The organism is Hwanghaeella sp. LZ110 (assembly GCF_048892525.1).
Classification (GTDB): domain Bacteria; phylum Pseudomonadota; class Alphaproteobacteria; order UBA8366; family Aestuariispiraceae; genus Pacificispira.
Genome location: NZ_JBLZHT010000002.1, coordinates 403,682 through 421,555 on the forward strand (window position 1 = coordinate 403,682; position 17,874 = coordinate 421,555).

Consider the following 17,874-nt stretch of genomic DNA (forward strand, 5'->3'; position numbering starts at 1 on the left):
TGCACAGGTAGGGTTTGTTTAACAGCAATTGGTACGGCCAACTGTCAGAATAGAAGGGAACGCTGTAATGGATGGGACGGACCCTCTTCGCATTGAAAATCTTTGCGCAGAAAAAGGCTTGAAGATGACGGAGCAACGCCGGGTCATCGCCCGCGTGCTTTCTGAAAGCAATGATCACCCCGATGTGGAACAATTGCATCAACGCGCAACCGAAGTTGACTCAAAAATCAGCATCGCAACCGTGTATCGCACCGTTCGCCTTTTGGAAGAGGCGGATATCCTGACCCGTCATGACTTTGGGGACGGTCGTGCACGCTATGAAGAAGTTCCCGATGAACATCACGACCATTTGATTGATATTGAGACGGGAAAAGTGATCGAATTCCACAATGAAGCGATTGAGCGTTTGCAAGAAGCCGTCGCCAAGGAATTGGGGTATCAACTGGTTGATCATCGGCTTGAATTATTTGGTGTGCGCCTGGGCCGATCAGGGAAGAAGAGCCCATCGTGACAAGTACCAGTTCACTGAATGAGTCGTTAGCGCAGTTGACGAGCAACAATCTTGGAATTCGGCTCGCCAATGGGGATCCTGGTTTTGTTGATGCCTCCCAAGCGCTTCGATACCGGGTCTTCTATGAAGAAATGACGGCCCATCCCAGTCCGGAGACGGCACGCAGCAAGCGGGATGTGGATACATTTGATGACGTCGCCGATCATCTGCTGGTGGTTGATCGTAGTCTTGGGGACGGTCCGGAATCTGTTGTTGGCACCTATCGGTTGGTGCGGCGAGAGGCAGCGGCGCGCCATGGGCAGTTCTACAGCGTTGATGAATATGATATCAGCGCGATTGTAAACCAGCCGGGTGAAATTCTGGAACTGGGCAGATCCTGTGTTGATATCAATTATCGCACCCGCCATGTCATGGACCTGTTGTGGCGGGGCATTGCCGCCTATGTCTTCCATTATGACATTACGCTGATGTTTGGCTGTGCCAGTTTTTCCGGCGTGGATCCAGACGCCATTGCCCTGCCATTGAGCTATCTGTATCAGAACCATTTGGCCCCGATAGAAAAACGCCCGGTCGCCCTGCCGGAACGGTATGTTGAAATGAATCGCTTGCCCGCAGACAGTTATGAAAAGCGCAAGGGCCTGGCCGCTGTTCCACCGCTGATCAAGGGCTATCTGCGTCTGGGGGGCTTTATCGGCGACGGTGCCGTGATTGATCCACAATTTGATACGATTGATGTCTGCATCGTGGTCGAAACCGATCTGGTGACCGATCGATACTATAAACACTATGTCCGCAAGACAGGCGAAAGTGGCAGTGATGAGCGCAGTTCAAGCGAGACCTGAAAAGCCAGATCCCAGCCGCTATCGGCGACCGCGCGCCATTCCCCAACCCGGTGTTTTTAAGACATCTCGTTTTCTGGCGGGGTTGCGCGCAACAGGGATCGCATTGTGGACCCTGTGGCTGGCAGTTTTGAACCTGCGCAGTATTCTGGCGAAACGGGGCGTTACACCCGCTGTCACCATGCAATGGCACAAAATGACTCAGCGGATCGCCGCGATTGACGTGCGCGTGACCGGCACACCGATTCGGGACCGCCCCGTTCTGTTCGTTGCTAATCATGCATCCTATCTGGATATCGTCGTGCTGGGTGCCTTGCTGCCCTGTTCCTTCGTATCGAAGTCAGAGGTCCGCGACTGGCCGATATTTGGCTGGCTGGCGGTTCAACAGCGCACGGTTTTCATCGAACGCGATCCGCGTAAGGCGGACCGGCATCTGAGCGAAATGAAACAGCGCATCGAAGATGGCGGATGTCTGGTGCTGTTTCCAGAGGGGACAAGTTCGGATGGCAGTCGTGTTTTGCCCTTCAAGAGCGCGCTGTTCCAATCCGCCAGCATCGAATTCCCGAAAACCGGGCAGATCGAGGTGCAGACGGTCTCCATTGCGTATAACCGATTGGATGGCATGCCCATGGGGCGCGCCTTGCGCCCGCTATATACCTGGTTTGGCGATATGGAACTGGTGCCCCATCTGATGGGATGGCTGGGTCTGGGCACGGTTGGCGTGGATGTCGTGTTTCATGAACCCCTGCGCATGGCCGATGTCGGGGGGCGTAAAGAATTGGCGCAGGCGACGCAACGGGCCTGTACGCAAGGGCTGCAAACCGCGCTGCATAATGCGCCACAGCCCAGCAGCCCAATCGTCCAGGCTGCGTCGTGATCCTTGAAGTTGAAACAATCTTGCAGTAGGCTGCAAGAGCATCAGGCATCCCGTGACACGTTAGGAAATTGGCAAGCATTTCGCAGTATGGTCCTTAGCAATTGTCCGCCCTCTCCGGTTCAGGCATTCCACACGCGATTGCACGCGGCGTTGGATGGGCGCATATGACGGTCCACCGCAATAACAATCCTGCCCCCTGGTGCCGAATCACCGCACAGTTTTCAGCGTCTGGCGTATGTGATGCCGCATTGACGGCACCCCATTGTCTGTCCTATCAGGCGCGGGATTGTTGTATTTTCCCGCATACTGTGAAGCGAGCGTGTTGATGACCCATGGTGCCACTAATTCAATGAAGACCCCGGAACGCCAGTCGCAAGATCGATTGCGGAAGGTCCACATCAAGACCTATGGCTGTCAGATGAACGTGTATGACAGCGAACGCATGCTGGAGACACTTGCGCCAATGGGATTTGAAGTCAGCCCTGATGTTGAAGGGGCTGATCTGGTCATTCTGAACACCTGTCACATTCGCGAAAAGGCATCGGAAAAGGTCTATTCGGAACTGGGCCGCCTGCGCGAAGCACAGGCCCGAATGGCAGAAACCGGCGGGCGCATGATGCTGGCGGTTGCCGGCTGTGTTGCCCAGGCCGAAGGCGCAGAAATTCTGCGTCGCGCCCCCCAGGTCGATATGGTTTTCGGGCCCCAGACCTATCACCGCCTGCCAGCCATGCTGGCAGAGGCTGACAAGAATCTGGGCAAGGGTCAGGTCGATACGGACTTCCCGATTGAAGATAAATATGATGTCCTGCCCGAAGAACGCATTCCGGCTGGTATTTCTGCCTTTCTGACCATTCAGGAAGGGTGTGACAAGTTCTGCACCTTCTGCGTTGTTCCCTATACCCGTGGGTCGGAACAGTCCCGGTCTGCGATCGCCATTCTGAACGAAGCCAAACAGATGGTGGCCAAAGGGGTGCGGGAAATCACGCTGCTGGGCCAGAATGTGAATGCCTATCACGGGGATGGACCGGATGGGCGTGAATGGGGTTTGGCCCGATTGATCCGCGCCCTGGCGGAAATCGATGGCCTGGCCCGGATTCGCTATACTACCAGCCACCCCCGGGATATGGATGATGACCTGATCGCGGCGCATGGGGATGTGCCCGCCCTGATGCCCTTCCTGCATCTGCCTGTGCAAAGTGGGTCGGATCGCATTCTGGCGGCCATGAACCGCAAGCATAAAGTGGATGTATTCCGCAAGGTTGTGGATCGCCTGCGGGATGTGCGCCCGGATATGGCCTTCAGTTCCGATTTCATTGTCGGTTTCCCCGGTGAAAGCGATGCGGATTTTGCCGAAACGCTGAAGCTGGTGACGGATATCGGTTTCGCCGCCAACTTCTCGTTTAAATATTCACCCCGTCCCGGAACGCCGGCGGCGGATATGGGAAATGCGGTCCCCGACCCGGTCATGACCGATCGGCTGACGGCGTTGCAGCAATTGCTGGATGCCCAACAGGAAGCGTTCAACCGGGGCTGTATCGGCAAGACGATGCCTGTGCTGATGGAAAAATCAGCCCGCGACCCTGGGCAACTGGTCGGGCGATCACCGTATCTGCAGCCTGTGCATATCTTTGGGGGCGGGTCACTAATCGGTCATATTGTAAACTGCGACATTCAGGACCTTAAGGCTTATAGTTTGTTCGGGTCGTTGGTTTCTGGCGATCCCGCCTTGTTGCCATCCCACTCGTTTGTATCTCAATCGGGAGCCGCTGAAGTTGGGCAATCCCCGCCCATTGATCCCAAAGAAAGGGTCTGCGCTTGAACTCCATCCTGACAGAAGATATGGGCACCATCACCCATGTCATTGAATTCGAAGACAACCGCCTCCTACCCGAATTGTTTGGAGAGCATGATAAGAATTTGGTTCGGATAGAAGCACAGTTGGGCATAACGCTGATCAATCGCGGTAATCAGGTGGCGGTGACCGGCTCTAAAGACGGGGTTACATTGGCGGAAGAAGGCCTAAATCGCCTTTATAGCCGATTGCGCAGCGGCGAATCGCTGGAGGACGCAGATATTGATGCCGCCTTACGCATGGTGGGCCAGCCGACGGATCTGTTCGGCCAGCAGGAGCCGATCATCCGCACCCGCCGTCGCCAGATTTCGCCACGCACGCCGTTGCAGGCAGAATATGTCGATCTGATCCGGGGCAATGATCTGGTTTTTGGGATTGGCCCTGCGGGAACCGGGAAGACTTATCTGGCGGTCTGTATGGCGGTTTCCATGATGCTGTCCGGGCAGGTCGAAAAGATGATCCTGTCGCGCCCTGCTGTGGAGGCTGGGGAGCGTCTGGGCTTTCTGCCGGGCGATATGAAGGAAAAGGTCGATCCCTATCTGCGCCCGATCTATGACGCGCTGTATGATACGCTGCCAGCCGATCAGGTATCGCGGAAATTGGAGAATGGAGAGATTGAGGTCGCGCCTTTGGCCTTCATGCGCGGGCGAACGCTGAAAAACGCCTTCGTCTTGTTGGATGAGGCGCAGAATACCACCGCGATGCAGATGAAGATGTTCCTGACGCGGCTGGGGGAAAACAGCCGCATGGTGGTGACCGGGGACTTGTCACAGATTGATTTGCCCCCTGGTCAGATTTCCGGACTGGCCGAAGCGGTGCAGACCCTTAGCGGCATCAAGGGGATCGGCATGACGCGGTTCACCTCTGCGGATGTCGTGCGCCATCCCCTGGTCTCGAAGATCGTTCAGGCCTATGACGCCCGTGATGCGGCCAAGGCAGGAGGCAACCCGGCGTGACCACGTCTACCAATTGGGACATTCAATGCACCATATTAGCAGGGGATTGGACGCCAGCCGATGAATCCATAGCCCAGGCGGCCGCACAGGCGGCGCTTGCCGCCATGAACCCGACCCGGGATCTGGAATTGTCCCTTGCCCTGGCTGATGATGAAACGGTCCAGAAGTTGAACCGGGACTATCGTGGTCAGGACAAGCCGACCAATGTGCTGTCTTTTGAGTCTGGGGACGATGCCGATATTCCAGGTGAACCCCTGATGTTGGGTGATGTTGTCCTGGCACGGGAAACTTGTGCACGGGAGGCGGGGGAAGAGGGGAAGCAATTCGCCCATCACCTGAGCCATCTGACAATTCATGGCGTTCTGCATTTACTGGGCTTTGATCATGAGAATGAGGAAGAGGCCGAAGAGATGGAATCGCTTGAGATAAAGATTTTGGCTGACATTGGCATCGCAAATCCCTATCTCGAAGGCGCAGAAACAAAGTAAGGGCGTAAAAGGTAAAGATCATGGCAGACCATTCATCCTCCGGCACATCCAGTACCGGTGATCAGGGCCCTGGCGAACCCAGTTCTAGAAAGCCGAGTGGCCTGCGCGGTTTTCTGCGCACGCTTCTCGGCCGAAACGGAGAATCGCAACTTCGCGACAGTTTTGAAGAACTGTTGGAACAGCACGATGATCGCGCCACCCCGATAGATTCGGATGAACGGGCGCTGATCGACAATATTCTAAATGTCGGAGAAGAAACCGCCTATGACGTGATGATTCCACGGGCGGATATCGTCTCTGTCCCAGCGGACACGTCGCTGGATGAACTGGTCGCGATCATGTCGCGCCAGCCCCATTCCCGTTATCCGGTGCATCGCGACAGTCTGGATGACGTGCTGGGCATGGTCCATATCAAGGATGTCTTGGCGGCCACGACAGAGCCGAAGGAAAACTTTTCCGTCCGTGCTGTGATGCGCAAGGTCCTGTTTGTCGCGCCATCGATGCGGGTGCTGGATCTGTTGCTGCAAATGCGCATGAACCGGCTGCATATGGCCCTGGTGGTGGATGAATATGGCGGCATCGACGGATTGGTGACGATTGAGGATTTGGTCGAGGAAATCGTCGGAGAAATTGAAGACGAACACGATATTGATCGCGGTCCCAAGATTGAACACAAGCCCGATGGCACCTGGATCGCCGATGCCCGTCTGGATATTGAGGATTTGGAAAAGCGGTTGGGCCCGATCCTGACAGATGAAGAGCGTCAGGAAGATATCGACACCGTGGGCGGGTTGGTTTTCACGCTGGCAGGGCGCGTACCGATCCGGGGGGAATTGATCCCGCATGAGGAATCCGGGCTGGAATTCGAAGTATTGGAAGCTGACCCCCGTCGTATCAAACGGGTTCGCCTGCGCTATCGGCCCGCTGCCGTAGCGCCCGGTGTCGACGCAAAGCGCGCCGCTGACACGACCGCTAAGGCGGCTGAGTAACTCGCGCAGCCCCTTACAGTCATGTCAGGATATGATCCTTGGGCTCCAGGGGCATTGGTGGCGGGGTGTTCAGGGCCTCTGCCACGGAGATTTCGACGGTGCGGCACATGGCGTCCAGCGGGATCCCATTGACGGAATTCGTGAAGGGATGCTTCAACTCGTCTGTCACCGCAGCCAGCCCATAAAAGACATAGGCGATAATCCCGGCAAAAACCGGGGCCATCCAGCCTACGGATTCAATCAATCCAAACGGCACCAGGATACAATACAGAAAGATCGTGCGGTAGATCAGCAGGACATAGACATAGGGCATGGGGGTGCTGGAAATCCGCTCACATCCCGCCTGGGCCAATGAAATGGCCCCCAGTCGTTGGCTCAGAACGCGAAGGCCGAAGTCGCTGATCCCTCCATTTGCATGAATCCGGTGCAGCCGTTTCGCCATTTCATTCAAAGGACCGCAGGCCGGGTTGCGCATATCTTTAAAGGATTGGATCAATGCCGGATCGGCAAATTCCTGCACTTGCGCAGGGGGATCGGTTCGGCGCAGATTGGTGCGGTGCAGATGCAGGAAAACGCAGGCAAGCTTCAACAGTTCCGCGCGATCCTGAGTTTCGCCCATAAAAGTCATCGTTTCCCGTCCCAGGCTTCTGATATCTGCGATTAACTGGCCCCATAACATGCGTGCCTCCCACCAGCGCTCATAGGCGGCATTGTTGCGAAACCCCAGAAACAGGGACAGCGCCAGGCCGAAAATACTGGCGGCTTGAAAGTTGATATGGATGATCGGAACCCCGGTGTGGTCCAGCACCAGGATGATGACGGACAGGGCCATGAAGAACCCGATTTTAGGGGCTATTTTCGGAACAATTGACCCTTTTGTAATCAGGAACAGGGTCAGGAATGTAGGATTCTTGCGAACGATCATGGGGGGCGGGCCTTTAGAAAACTCTATGGATATTCAAGACAGGAGCATTCGACATGATCCCCTGATATGAAATCTGGGACCATGCTGTTTGCGACTTTCATTGCGTGAATAAATACTTGGCCTGCTTTTGTCTAACCGTACCGTTGTTCTGCCCATTTCAGTAAGGCATCCAGGGCCGGGCACAAGGATTGTCCCCAATCGGTCAAACAGTATTCAACTTTCGGCGGCACCTGATGGTGGACAATACGGCGGACGATGCCATCAGCCTCCATTACAGGGACCGAGTATGTTATAGATGGCGGAACTGTGCCTACGGCGTAAGGCGCGCTGACTGATGCGTTGCCCCTGGAGTTTTGTGTGAAAACATATATGCAAATAAGGATGCTGATCACAGCAGAATCGGCCAATGTTCCCCCATATTCAATCAAGGGAAACATGATATGACATGGGGTGGATTGGCGTCTCTTCCGGGCCAGTTGAATGCATGGGGTGGTTGGCGTCGCCGTGGAATTTTGTTTCTGGCGGGGGCAATCACGACGCTTGCATTGCCGCCCTTTAATATCTGGCCCGTCGCCTTTTTAACGCTGCCATTCATAGTTTGGATGCTGGAAGGTGTGACGCGACGACGGCAGGCCTTTGGTATTGGGTGGTGGTTCGCATTTGGGTATTTTTGTGCCGGATGGTATTGGATATCCAACGCGCTTTTGGTTTTTTCCACAGACCTATGGTGGATGATTCCCTTCGCCCTGGTCGGTTTGCCGCTTGTGATGGCAGTGTACTATGGACTGGCGACGCTGATCGTTGATTCAGTGGCGGGTCGTGCCACGGGTCAACGCCTGGGGCGGTGCCTGTTACTGGTGGTCGGGTTCGCAGGCATGGACATGCTGCGCGGTGTTCTGTTTACCGGCTTTCCCTGGAACACTTTTGGGTATCTGTGGTCCGGCGTTCCGGCCCTCAGCCAGGCCGCTTCCCTGATTGGCGTCTATGGCATGGGTGTTTTGGTGTTGCTGTCAGGTTTTCTGATTTCAATGATCGCGACGGAAGGAACAGACAATGCGCATGCCCAGGGCCGCGCGAGGCGACGTTTCAGCCTGGTCATTGTCGTCGCACTTCCGGCTCTGGTCTTCGCAGGCGGCACAATCCGACTGTCCCTTGCGCCCGATTTAACCCAACAGCAGGCGGACCCGGCGCTACCGGGTCTTCGCATGGTTCAGGCCAACATTCCCCAAACGGAAAAATGGGGCCGGGATTTTCGCCTGCGCAATTTTCAGACATTTCTGCGGCTCAGCAGTGCTGATCGACCCGATTGGGTAAGCACCGTGATCTGGCCGGAAACTTCGGCCGCCTTTTTTATTGAGGAAACACCGGATCTCAGAACCGCTGCGGGCGCTTTCGCGGCGCCGACCGGGGGGTATCTGATAACGGGCGCACCGCGCCGGGTGCAGGATCCGCTGACCCTATATAACGCTTTGTTGGCCCTGAACGATCAGGGGGACGTCAAGGCGCGATACGATAAGGCGCATCTGGTGCCGTTTGGGGAATATGTTCCATTGGGCGACTACCTTCCCTTTGGAAAAGTCACGATTGGGGCTGTAGATTATTCTCCTGGCCCGGGGCCTCGGACGCTCACCCTGCCGGGCCTTCCACCCTTCTCACCCCTGATTTGTTACGAGATAATTTTCCCGGGCCAAGTGATTGACAGCAACCACCGCCCCGAATGGATTTTAAACATCACCAATGATGCCTGGTATGGCCATTCCACTGGTCCTTATCAGCATGTCCAACACACAAGGTTGCGTGCCATCGAAGAAGGTCTGCCACTGGTTCGATCGGCCAGCACCGGGGTGTCCGTTGCTTATGATGGATATGGTCGGGAACTGGCCCGAATCGGGCTTGATTCAAGCGGCGTGCGGGACTTCCGATTGCCGCCACCCCTGGCTGAAACGCTGTTTGCTTCATATGGGAATATAATAGCGCTATTCTTGATCACAATTTCTGCTATTGCTGGAATGATGGCTATCCGACGTTGATTTATCCTAGAAATTCTGCGACTTGATCGTGTATGACTTGGAATGCACGACGTTATCGTGATTGTTGATATGTGGCAGAATAGGTTTCAGGGCAGTCGTCGCGCAACGCATGCTGTCTCTGGAAAGCCCGATCAGAATAGGAATTTGGTTTATGGCGAAGACTCCAATAGATGATCTGCCTTCGGGGAAATCCTCAATGGGTAATATTCCAGCAGGGCGTCCCGGTGTTCCCAATCCGGTTGATATTCATGTTGGCAGGCGGGTCCGTCTTCGGCGCACGCTCCTTGGGCTCAGTCAGGAACGACTGGGGGAGATGATTGGCCTGACCTTTCAGCAGGTACAGAAATATGAACGCGGTACGAACCGCATTGGGGCCAGCCGACTTTATGATCTGTCGCGGGTTTTGAATGTGCCGATACAGTTCTTCTATGATGACATGACGACAGAAACGGCGGGCCAGTCCCCCCGTCTGCGTGCCGGTCTGGAGGAAGCGCCATCAGAGCCCTATATCGATGAAGATCCAATGAAGCGTCGGGAAACCCTGGAACTCATTCGGGCCTATTACAAAATCAAAGATCCTGAAATCCGCCAAAAGATATTTGATCTGTGCCGCGCCATGGCCCATGCGACCGAAGAATCCTGAAGGTTTCCCGTTCCGCCCAAGGCAGCGACCAAGCACCCTCTTGACCTTATCTTAAAACCCTCGTAACAAACCGCGCGTTTAGGCGGTGAAAATGTATGCGCCGCCTGTGGGTTGACACATACGATCATGAACCGCGCACCGTCTTCTGATGCGCCGCCTCACGACAGCCGAGTATTCGAAGGGGATTTCAGCATGGCCAATTCGTTCTTGTTCACCAGCGAATCAGTTTCCGAAGGGCACCCAGATAAGGTCTGTGACCGGATTTCTGATGAAGTGGTGGATTTGTTTCTTGCCGCTGATCCCGGTGCGCGCGTCGCCTGTGAAACCCTAACGACCACCAACCGGATTGTGATCGCAGGCGAAGTTCGTGGGCCGGAAAGCGTCGTTTCCCCTGATGGTCTGGTGAATAAGGAAAAGATTGAGCAAGTCGCCCGTGCCGCCGTAAAGGATATTGGCTATGAGCAGGAGGGCTTTCATCATGCCCATGCAGAGGTGCAGATTTACCTGCATGGTCAGTCCAAGGATATCGCTGTTGGCGTTGACGCAGCCGGCAACAAGGACGAGGGTGCCGGCGATCAGGGATTGATGTTCGGGCATGCGCGCCGCGAAACCGATGTGCTGATGCCTGCCGCCATCCAATATTCCCACGACATTCTGAAAAGTCTGGCAGAATTCCGACACAGTGATCCCAATAGCGGCCTGGGTCCCGATTCTAAGAGCCAGGTGACGCTTCAGTACGAAGATGGAAAACCTGTTGGTGTCTCCTCTGTCGTTGTGTCGACTCAGCATACCCCTGATATGGAACAGCATGCGATCCGTGAATTGGTGCGTGAGCATGTTGAGAAAGTCCTGCCCGCCGGATGGTTCCCGTCGGAAGCGGAATTCTATGTCAATCCCACGGGAATTTTCGTCATTGGCGGTCCGGATGGGGATGCCGGTCTGACGGGACGTAAGATCATCGTCGATACCTATGGCGGTGCGGCCCCCCATGGCGGCGGGGCCTTTTCCGGCAAGGACCCGACGAAGGTCGACCGCTCGGCTGCCTATGCGGCGCGCTATGTTGCCAAAAACATTGTTGCCGCTGGCCTGGCAGATAAATGCACGATCCAGGTCGCTTATGCGATTGGCGTCTCAAAGCCGCTGTCGCTGCTGGTCGATACCCATGGCACCGGAACCGTTGCGGAAGATCGTTTGGTCAAGGCCGTCAGTGAAGTGATGAACCTGTCCCCGCGCGGTATTCGGGAACATCTGAAACTTGCCAATCCGATCTATGCCCCCAGCGCTGCCTATGGGCATTTTGGTCGCATCCCGACGGAACAAGGCCATTTCAGCTGGGAACGCACGGACCTCGTGGACGCGCTGACATCGGCGCTGACCTAAGGCATCGTGACGCGATACTGACGTGATGGACCCCCGATCGGACGAAGCCAGGCTTAAGTTTTTCGGCCGCCGAAAGGGGCGCAGCCTGAAACCTTCGCAACAGGGGATACTGGACCAGCGGCTGCCCGTCTATGCGCTGGATCCTGAGGCAATGCCTAAGAATCCAAGAGAGCTTTTCACCCCTTCGGTTGACTCTGTGCAGATGGAAATCGGGTTTGGCTCTGGTGAGCATCTGGTGGCCCAGGCCCAGGCCAATCCAACGGTTGGCTATATCGGGTGTGAACCTTTCATCAATGGTGTTGTGAAACTGGTTCGCGATCTGGATAAGGCCAAGGTCAATACTGTTCGCGTCTACCCGGATGATGCCCGTCATGTGTTGGATGTTTTGCCGGATAGGTGTCTGGATCAAGTGTTTGTTCTGTTCCCGGACCCCTGGCCCAAGGCGCGTCACCGGATGCGCCGCTTTATTGGACCGGACAACCTGCCCCGATTGGCCCGTGTGATCCGGCCAGGCGGGTATTTGCGATGCGCGACGGATCATCCCGATTACCTGGAATGGATGCTGCTGCATATTGGTGCAAGTTCGGATTTCATATGGACCGCGCAAAGGCCCGGCGATTGGTTAAATCGCCCCCAGGATCAACCGCCAACGCGATATGAAACCAAGGCACTGGCCGGACGTCCCCATTACCTGCAATTTCAGCGTCGGGATTAGGATACGATCCGGTCTGGCCGGTTGGTGACTGCGGACTTGATAGACAGGCCCAATTGGCGTATTACCCTGCGACTGAACTTTCATTATATCGCCTTGTACTGCAAGAGTGATGGATGGGGGTGGGCTGCGGCCCGCCCTTTTTTGTTGGAAAACCGGCATCGGCCGGAGAAGAGACAGGCACCTGTTAATGGCGATCGAAGACCGTATCGCAGCGATGATCGAACCAGCCCTGACCGATATGGGATACGGGCTGGTGCGCGTGCGCGTTTTGGGAACGAAACAGATCACGCTGCAGATCATGGCCGACCGTTTGGACGAGGCCGCGATCACGGTTGATGATTGTGCGGATATCAGCCGTGCGGTTTCTGCGCTACTGGATGTGGACGATCCCATTGAACAGGCGTACAGTCTGGAAGTGAGTTCTCCGGGTATCGACCGCCCGCTCACCCGCCTCAAGGATTTTGAGCGCTATGCCGGGTTTGAAGCAAAGGTCGAGTTACAGTCCCTGATCGATGGGCGTCGCCGATTTCGCGGCATCCTGGGGGGCTTGAACGGCACGATGGTTAAGATTGAGACGGACACAGGCGCGTTCGAAGTGCCATTTGAAGAAATTCGCGAGTCGAAGCTAGTACTGACCGACGCGCTGATTGAGGCGAGCCGCGCTGCGGCTGCTGGAACAACCGGAACCGCGGAGGGATCCGCCCTGTAAGGGCCCCTGCGCATCCTAAACGACTGACCAAAAGTTTAGAGGATCGAATACGATGGAAGGCATCACGATCACGCGCACCGATATGTTGGCCGTAGCCGACGCCGTTGCCCGGGAAAAAGGGATTGAGCGCGACCTGGTTCTGGAAGCCATGGAACAGGCAATTCAGAAGGCTGGGCGCTCTAAATACGGGATGGAACACGATATCCGGGCGACGATTGATCGCAAGACCGGCGAAATCGTGCTGGCCCGTTATATCGAGGTCGTAGAGCCCGATGCCGTGGAAGACGAGGTGAAACAAACCACCGTTGATCGGGCGCGCCGCAAGAAGCCCGATGCCGTTGTTGGTGATTTCATCATTGATCGCCTGCCCCCGATTGATTTCGGGCGCATCGCCGCACAGACCGCCAAACAGGTGATCGTGCAGAAGGTTCGCGAAGCAGAGCGTGATCGCCAGTATGAAGAATACAAGGACCGCAATGGCGAAATCGTCAATGGTCTGGTCAAGCGTGTTGAATATGGCAATGTGACCATCGATCTGGGTCGCGCTGAAGGTGTTCTGCGCCGGGATGAGATCATTCCGCGGGAACATTTCAAACGCGGGGACCGGGTGCGGGCCTATATCTTTGATGTGCGCAAGGAACAGAAGGGCCCGCAGATTTTCCTGTCGCGGACCCGTCCTGAATTCATGGCGATGTTGTTTGCCCAGGAAGTGCCGGAAATCTATGACGGCATTATCGAAATCAAGAAGGTCGCCCGCGATCCAGGCAGTCGTGCGAAAATCGCCGTTCTGTCCAATGACGGCTCCATCGACCCGGTCGGTGCCTGTGTCGGGATGCGCGGCAGTCGCGTTCAGGCCGTTGTAGCAGAATTGCAAGGTGAAAAGATCGATATCATTCCCTGGAATGATGAAGACCCGACCTTTGTCGTGAACGCCCTGGCCCCGGCGGAAGTCACCAAGGTTGTTATGGACCCGGACACCAACACGATTGAAGTCGTGGTGCCTGATGAGCAGTTGTCGCTGGCAATTGGCAGACGGGGTCAGAATGTGCGCCTGGCGTCCATGCTGACGGGCTGGAATATCGACATCATGACCGAAGAGCAGGAATCGGAGAAGCGCCAGCGCGAATTCGTCGAACGCTCTGAATTGTTCATGGAAGCCCTGGACGTTGATGACATGATTGCCCAATTACTGGTCACGGAAGGCTTTACTTCGGTTGAAGAAGTAGCCTATGTGCCGGTTGACGAAATGGCGACCATTGAAGGCTTTGACGAGGAAGTCGCAGAAGCCCTGTCAGATCGTGCCAGCGCCTATCTGGATGAACAGAATCGTCTGCTGGAAGAAAATCGTCGCAATCTGGGCGTGACCGATGATCTGGCTGCTTACACGGGCTTCACCAACAAACAGTTGATCAAGCTGGGTGAAGACAAAATCTGCACGATTGAAGATTTTGCTGGACTTGCAGCGGATGAGTTGACCGATCCGGTCGATGGTCTGTTGCGCGGCGATGATCTGACAGAGGCAGAAGCCAATGTCATGGTGATGAATGCGCGTGTGAAGGTTGGCTGGCTGACACAGGAAGAACTGGACCAGATGCTGGCCGAACAGGCTGCGGCGGAGGCTGCGGAGGAAGAGGCTTAAGGACGGTCCGGAGGACGGCGCCGATGGTGACGGACCAGAAAGACCTGTCTGCCCAGGCAAACGCTGCGCTGGCGGCTGATATACCGGACCTTTCGGTGGATGATGGATCTGTCAGGGCGGGGAAAGAACCGGTCCGGCGCTGTTTGGTTTCGGGTGAACGGCATCCAAAGGAAGCGCTGATTCGATTCGTGTTGGGTCCGGACGGTACAGTCGTTCCAGACCTGGCGGCGAAACTGCCAGGACGTGGATTGTGGTTGAGCGCGGATGCGCAAAGCATTAAGACAGCACTGGATCGTAAGCTGTTTGCCCGTGCGGCCCGGGCACCGGTCGTTGCATCGGTCGATTTGGTCGTGCAAATAGAGGCCTTGTTGGCGCGGCGTTGTGTTGAGACATTGTCTCTTGCGCGTCGGGCTGGTGAAGCGGTCTGTGGGTTTGAAAAGACCCGCGCAGCCCTGAATTCAGGTCGTTGCGCGGCGTTGTTACAGGCCCGGGATGGGGCCGCGGATGGGCGCGCTAAATTAGCGGGCCTGGCTCGGGAAACGGAAACCCGGGCATATGTGCCGGTTTTTGCCGTGCTTGACGCGGTGGAAATGGGAGAAGCCTTCGGGCGCGACGCGGCTGTTCATGCGGCGCTGCTTAAGGGTGGATCCGGGGGCGGATTAAGCCGTCGCTTCCAAATGGAGGCAGGGCGGTTAAAAGGTTTCAGAGAAACGGCACCCGACACGGGTCGGCTTGCCGGAAAGGACGATGAATGAGTGATGGGACTTCTAAAGGCGGTGGCAAGCTCTCTCTTGGGAAACCAGGAAAGCTGAGCCTCTCTAAGACGGTTGAAAGCGGTCAGGTACGCCAGAGCTTTAGCCATGGCCGATCCAAGACTGTGATCGTCGAAACCAAGAGCCGTCGGTCCTTTGAGCGCAATGACACCGGCGACATGAAGGTCGTGAAGGGGGGCGCTGCGGCACCGCGTGCCCCGCAGGAAAAGAACAAGCTGGTCTCGGAAAATCCGCTGGACGGCTTGTCAGAAGCCGAACGGCAGGCCCGGATTCGGGCGCTGGAAGGCGCTGCGCGTGATGAAGAACGCCGCAAGCAGGAAATTGAGGAAATTGAGCGTAAGGCAGCGGAAGCCCGCGCCCGCCGCGAGGAAGAAGAGCGCCTGAAGCAGGAAGAAGCTGCAGCGGCGGAAGAAGAAAAGACCGATGCTGCGGCTGCTGAAGCCAAGTCTGCTGAAAGCGCGGACGAACCGGCACCGGCTTCTGTAACGGAAGACACTGCGGTCGAGCCAGCGGTTGATCTGCCTATTCCGCCATCCGAAAAACCGGACGCAGCCGCCCGTGCGCGTGCTAAACTGGAACCGCAAGCCCCTGCGGATGACAAGGATAAGAAGAATAAGGGCACAATGCGCCTGCGCAGCGGCGAACAACGCCGCCGCAGTGGCAAGATGACGGTTACGCAGGCCCTGGAAGACGATGGCGAAAATCGCGGTCGGTCCATGGCGGCCCTGCGCCGTGCCCGGGAGCGTGAAAAGCAACAAAACCGGGAGCGCCTGTCACGGGGTGAAAAGGTTCTGCGCGAAGTCACCATTCCAGAAGCAATCTCTGTTGGTGACCTGGCCAACCGTATGGCAGAGCGCGCAGCAGATGTTATCAAGACGCTTATGAAAATGGGCGTTATGGCGACGGTTAACGAAGTTCTGGATGCCGATACCGCAGAACTGGTCGTGTCCGAATTCGGGCACCGCGCCAAGCGTGTGTCGGAATCCGATGTCGAAGACATCCTGATCCAACCCAAGAAAAGCGATGCAGCAGGCCTGCCGCGTGCGCCGGTCGTCACGATCATGGGGCATGTGGATCACGGTAAAACATCTCTGTTGGATGCCTTGCGCGCAACCGATGTTGCCGCCGGGGAAGCCGGTGGGATTACCCAGCATATCGGGGCCTATCAGGTAACCATGACGACTGGTGCCAGCATCACCTTCCTGGATACGCCTGGCCACGCCGCCTTCACCTCCATGCGTCAACGCGGCGCACAGGTGACGGATATCGTGGTCCTGGTGATCGCAGCCGATGATGGCATTCGCCCCCAGACGATTGAGGCGATCAATCACGCGAAAGCGGCGGAAGTGCCGATTATCGTGGCGATTAACAAGATCGATAAAGAAGGCGCGAATCCAAACAAGGCGAAACAGCAGCTTTTGGAACACAGCCTTGTGCCCGAAGACATGGGCGGGGATGTAATCTGCGTCGAAGTTTCGGCGACCAAGCGCTTGAATCTGGATGTGCTGGAAGAAACCATTCTTCTGCAAGCCGAAGTGATGGAATTGACTGCCGATCCGGCAGCGGAAGCCCGCGGCGCGGTGGTCGAGGCCAAATTGGAAATCGGTCGTGGCTCCGTTGCAACGGTTCTTGTTCAGAACGGTACCCTGCGGGTTGGCGATATCTTTGTCGCAGGCCAGGAATGGGGCCGGGTGCGCGCCCTGCTGGATGACAAAGGACGTGCGTTGACCGAAGCCGGTCCATCGGTTCCCGTTGAGGTTTTGGGCCTGCAAGGCACGCCGCAGGCTGGCGATGAATTTATCGTCCTGGCCGATGAGTCCAAGGCGCGTGAAATTGCCAGCTATCGCCAGCGCAAGGCACGGGAACAGCAGTTTACCATCAGCGGGCGGGGCACGTTGGAACAAATGTTCGAACGGGTTCAGGCGGGCGAGGCGGAACAGCTGCCAATCGTGGTCAAGACCGACGTGCAGGGGTCTCTGGAAGCCTTGGTTTCCGCCCTGGAAGGTCTTGCAACCGATGAGGTTAAGGTCCGCGTTCTGCATGGTGCCGTTGGTGGCATCACGGAATCGGATGTTACGTTGGCGGCGTCTACCGGGGGTGTGATCCTGGGCTTTAATGTCCGGGCGAACCCACAGGCACGGGATCTGGCCAAACGGGACGGCGTTGATATTCGATATTATTCAATCATTTATGATGCGATTGATGATATGAAATCCGTTCTGTCGGGCATGTTGGCACCGGAAGAACGCGAAGAATTCCTGGGCTATGCGGAGATCCGCGAAGTCTTCAACATCACCAAGGCCGGTAAGATCGCCGGGTGCATGATCACAGATGGTGAAGTCCGTCGCGGCGCGAAAGTGCGCTTGTTGCGCGATGATACCGTGATCTATGAAGGCGCGCTGAAACAGCTCAAACGCTTCAAGGATGATGTTAAAGAGGTCAAGAGCGGGTACGAATGCGGTATGGCCTTTGAAAACTTCGAAGGCATGCAGGTCGGTGATATCGTAGAATGTTTTGATATTCAGTCGATCAAGCGGAAACTCTAACC

Annotated in this window: 17 protein-coding genes; 15 read left to right on the forward strand and 2 right to left on the reverse strand. The window is 56.2% G+C overall.

From position 1 onward, the window contains the following. Positions 1–67 precede the first annotated feature (67 nt). From ACOSDM_RS05650 to ACOSDM_RS05680, 7 genes are all read left to right on the forward strand, one after another. On the forward strand, positions 68–511 hold the full coding sequence (locus ACOSDM_RS05650) for a Fur family transcriptional regulator (RefSeq protein ID WP_420723517.1): 444 nt from the start codon (positions 68–70) through the stop codon (positions 509–511). Then, on the forward strand, positions 508–1,353 hold the full coding sequence (locus ACOSDM_RS05655; RefSeq protein ID WP_420723518.1) for a GNAT family N-acetyltransferase: 846 nt from the start codon (positions 508–510) through the stop codon (positions 1,351–1,353). Before ACOSDM_RS05650 ends, ACOSDM_RS05655 begins: the two co-directional genes overlap by 4 nt. Continuing rightward, entirely contained in the window at positions 1,328–2,227 is a 900-nt protein-coding gene (locus ACOSDM_RS05660; protein ID WP_420723519.1) for a lysophospholipid acyltransferase family protein, read from the forward strand. The genes ACOSDM_RS05655 and ACOSDM_RS05660 overlap by 26 nt, the downstream gene beginning before the upstream one ends. Positions 2,228–2,576: 349 nt before the next feature. Continuing rightward, a complete protein-coding gene (miaB, locus tag ACOSDM_RS05665) occupies positions 2,577–4,046 on the forward strand; it encodes a tRNA (N6-isopentenyl adenosine(37)-C2)-methylthiotransferase MiaB (protein ID WP_420723520.1) in 1,470 nt (489 codons plus the stop codon). Further along, entirely contained in the window at positions 4,043–5,035 is a 993-nt protein-coding gene (locus ACOSDM_RS05670) for a PhoH family protein (RefSeq protein WP_420723521.1), read from the forward strand. Before miaB ends, ACOSDM_RS05670 begins: the two co-directional genes overlap by 4 nt. Then, complete coding sequence (ybeY, locus tag ACOSDM_RS05675; RefSeq protein ID WP_420723522.1) at positions 5,032–5,523, forward strand: rRNA maturation RNase YbeY; 492 nt, start codon at positions 5,032–5,034, stop codon at positions 5,521–5,523. The genes ACOSDM_RS05670 and ybeY overlap by 4 nt, the downstream gene beginning before the upstream one ends. 20 nt (positions 5,524–5,543) lie before the next feature. Then, positions 5,544–6,512: a hemolysin family protein gene (locus ACOSDM_RS05680; protein ID WP_420723523.1), complete on the forward strand. Its 969-nt coding sequence runs from the start codon at positions 5,544–5,546 to the stop codon at positions 6,510–6,512. 19 nt (positions 6,513–6,531) lie between these two features. Here ACOSDM_RS05680 and ACOSDM_RS05685 read toward each other — a convergent pair whose 3' ends face one another. Both ACOSDM_RS05685 and ACOSDM_RS05690 read right to left on the reverse strand, forming a co-directional pair. Further along, positions 6,532–7,437, reverse strand: coding sequence for a bestrophin family protein (locus ACOSDM_RS05685; protein WP_420723524.1), 906 nt, complete (start codon positions 7,435–7,437; stop codon positions 6,532–6,534). Between the two features lie 131 nt (positions 7,438–7,568). Further along, complete coding sequence (locus ACOSDM_RS05690) at positions 7,569–7,874, reverse strand: winged helix-turn-helix transcriptional regulator (RefSeq protein ID WP_420723525.1); 306 nt, start codon at positions 7,872–7,874, stop codon at positions 7,569–7,571. Positions 7,875–7,877: 3 nt separating this feature from the next. Here ACOSDM_RS05690 and lnt point away from each other — a divergent pair, with 3 nt between their 5' ends. The 8 genes from lnt to infB all read left to right on the forward strand — a co-directional run bounded on the left by lnt (position 7,878) and on the right by infB (position 17,872). Then, positions 7,878–9,467 (forward strand): apolipoprotein N-acyltransferase, encoded by a 1,590-nt coding sequence (gene lnt / locus ACOSDM_RS05695; RefSeq protein ID WP_420723526.1) that lies wholly within the window; start codon positions 7,878–7,880, stop codon positions 9,465–9,467. A gap of 196 nt (positions 9,468–9,663) precedes the next feature. Then, positions 9,664–10,110: a helix-turn-helix domain-containing protein gene (locus ACOSDM_RS05700; protein ID WP_420723642.1), complete on the forward strand. Its 447-nt coding sequence runs from the start codon at positions 9,664–9,666 to the stop codon at positions 10,108–10,110. 192 nt (positions 10,111–10,302) lie between these two features. Next, positions 10,303–11,490 carry a methionine adenosyltransferase gene (gene metK / locus ACOSDM_RS05705; RefSeq protein WP_420723527.1) on the forward strand — a complete coding sequence of 396 codons (1,188 nt, stop codon included), beginning with the start codon at positions 10,303–10,305 and terminating at the stop codon, positions 11,488–11,490. 25 nt (positions 11,491–11,515) lie between these two features. Next, positions 11,516–12,205, forward strand: coding sequence for a tRNA (guanine(46)-N(7))-methyltransferase TrmB (gene trmB / locus ACOSDM_RS05710; protein WP_420723528.1), 690 nt, complete (start codon positions 11,516–11,518; stop codon positions 12,203–12,205). A gap of 187 nt (positions 12,206–12,392) precedes the next feature. Further along, on the forward strand, positions 12,393–12,914 hold the full coding sequence (gene rimP / locus ACOSDM_RS05715) for a ribosome maturation factor RimP (RefSeq protein WP_420723529.1): 522 nt from the start codon (positions 12,393–12,395) through the stop codon (positions 12,912–12,914). Positions 12,915–12,966: 52 nt separating this feature from the next. Further along, positions 12,967–14,553 carry a transcription termination factor NusA gene (nusA, locus tag ACOSDM_RS05720; protein WP_420723530.1) on the forward strand — a complete coding sequence of 529 codons (1,587 nt, stop codon included), beginning with the start codon at positions 12,967–12,969 and terminating at the stop codon, positions 14,551–14,553. A 23-nt stretch (positions 14,554–14,576) separates the two neighbouring features. After that, positions 14,577–15,308, forward strand: coding sequence for an RNA-binding protein (locus ACOSDM_RS05725; protein ID WP_420723531.1), 732 nt, complete (start codon positions 14,577–14,579; stop codon positions 15,306–15,308). Further along, entirely contained in the window at positions 15,305–17,872 is a 2,568-nt protein-coding gene (infB, locus tag ACOSDM_RS05730) for a translation initiation factor IF-2 (RefSeq protein ID WP_420723532.1), read from the forward strand. The genes ACOSDM_RS05725 and infB overlap by 4 nt, the downstream gene beginning before the upstream one ends. Positions 17,873–17,874: the final 2 nt, after the last annotated feature.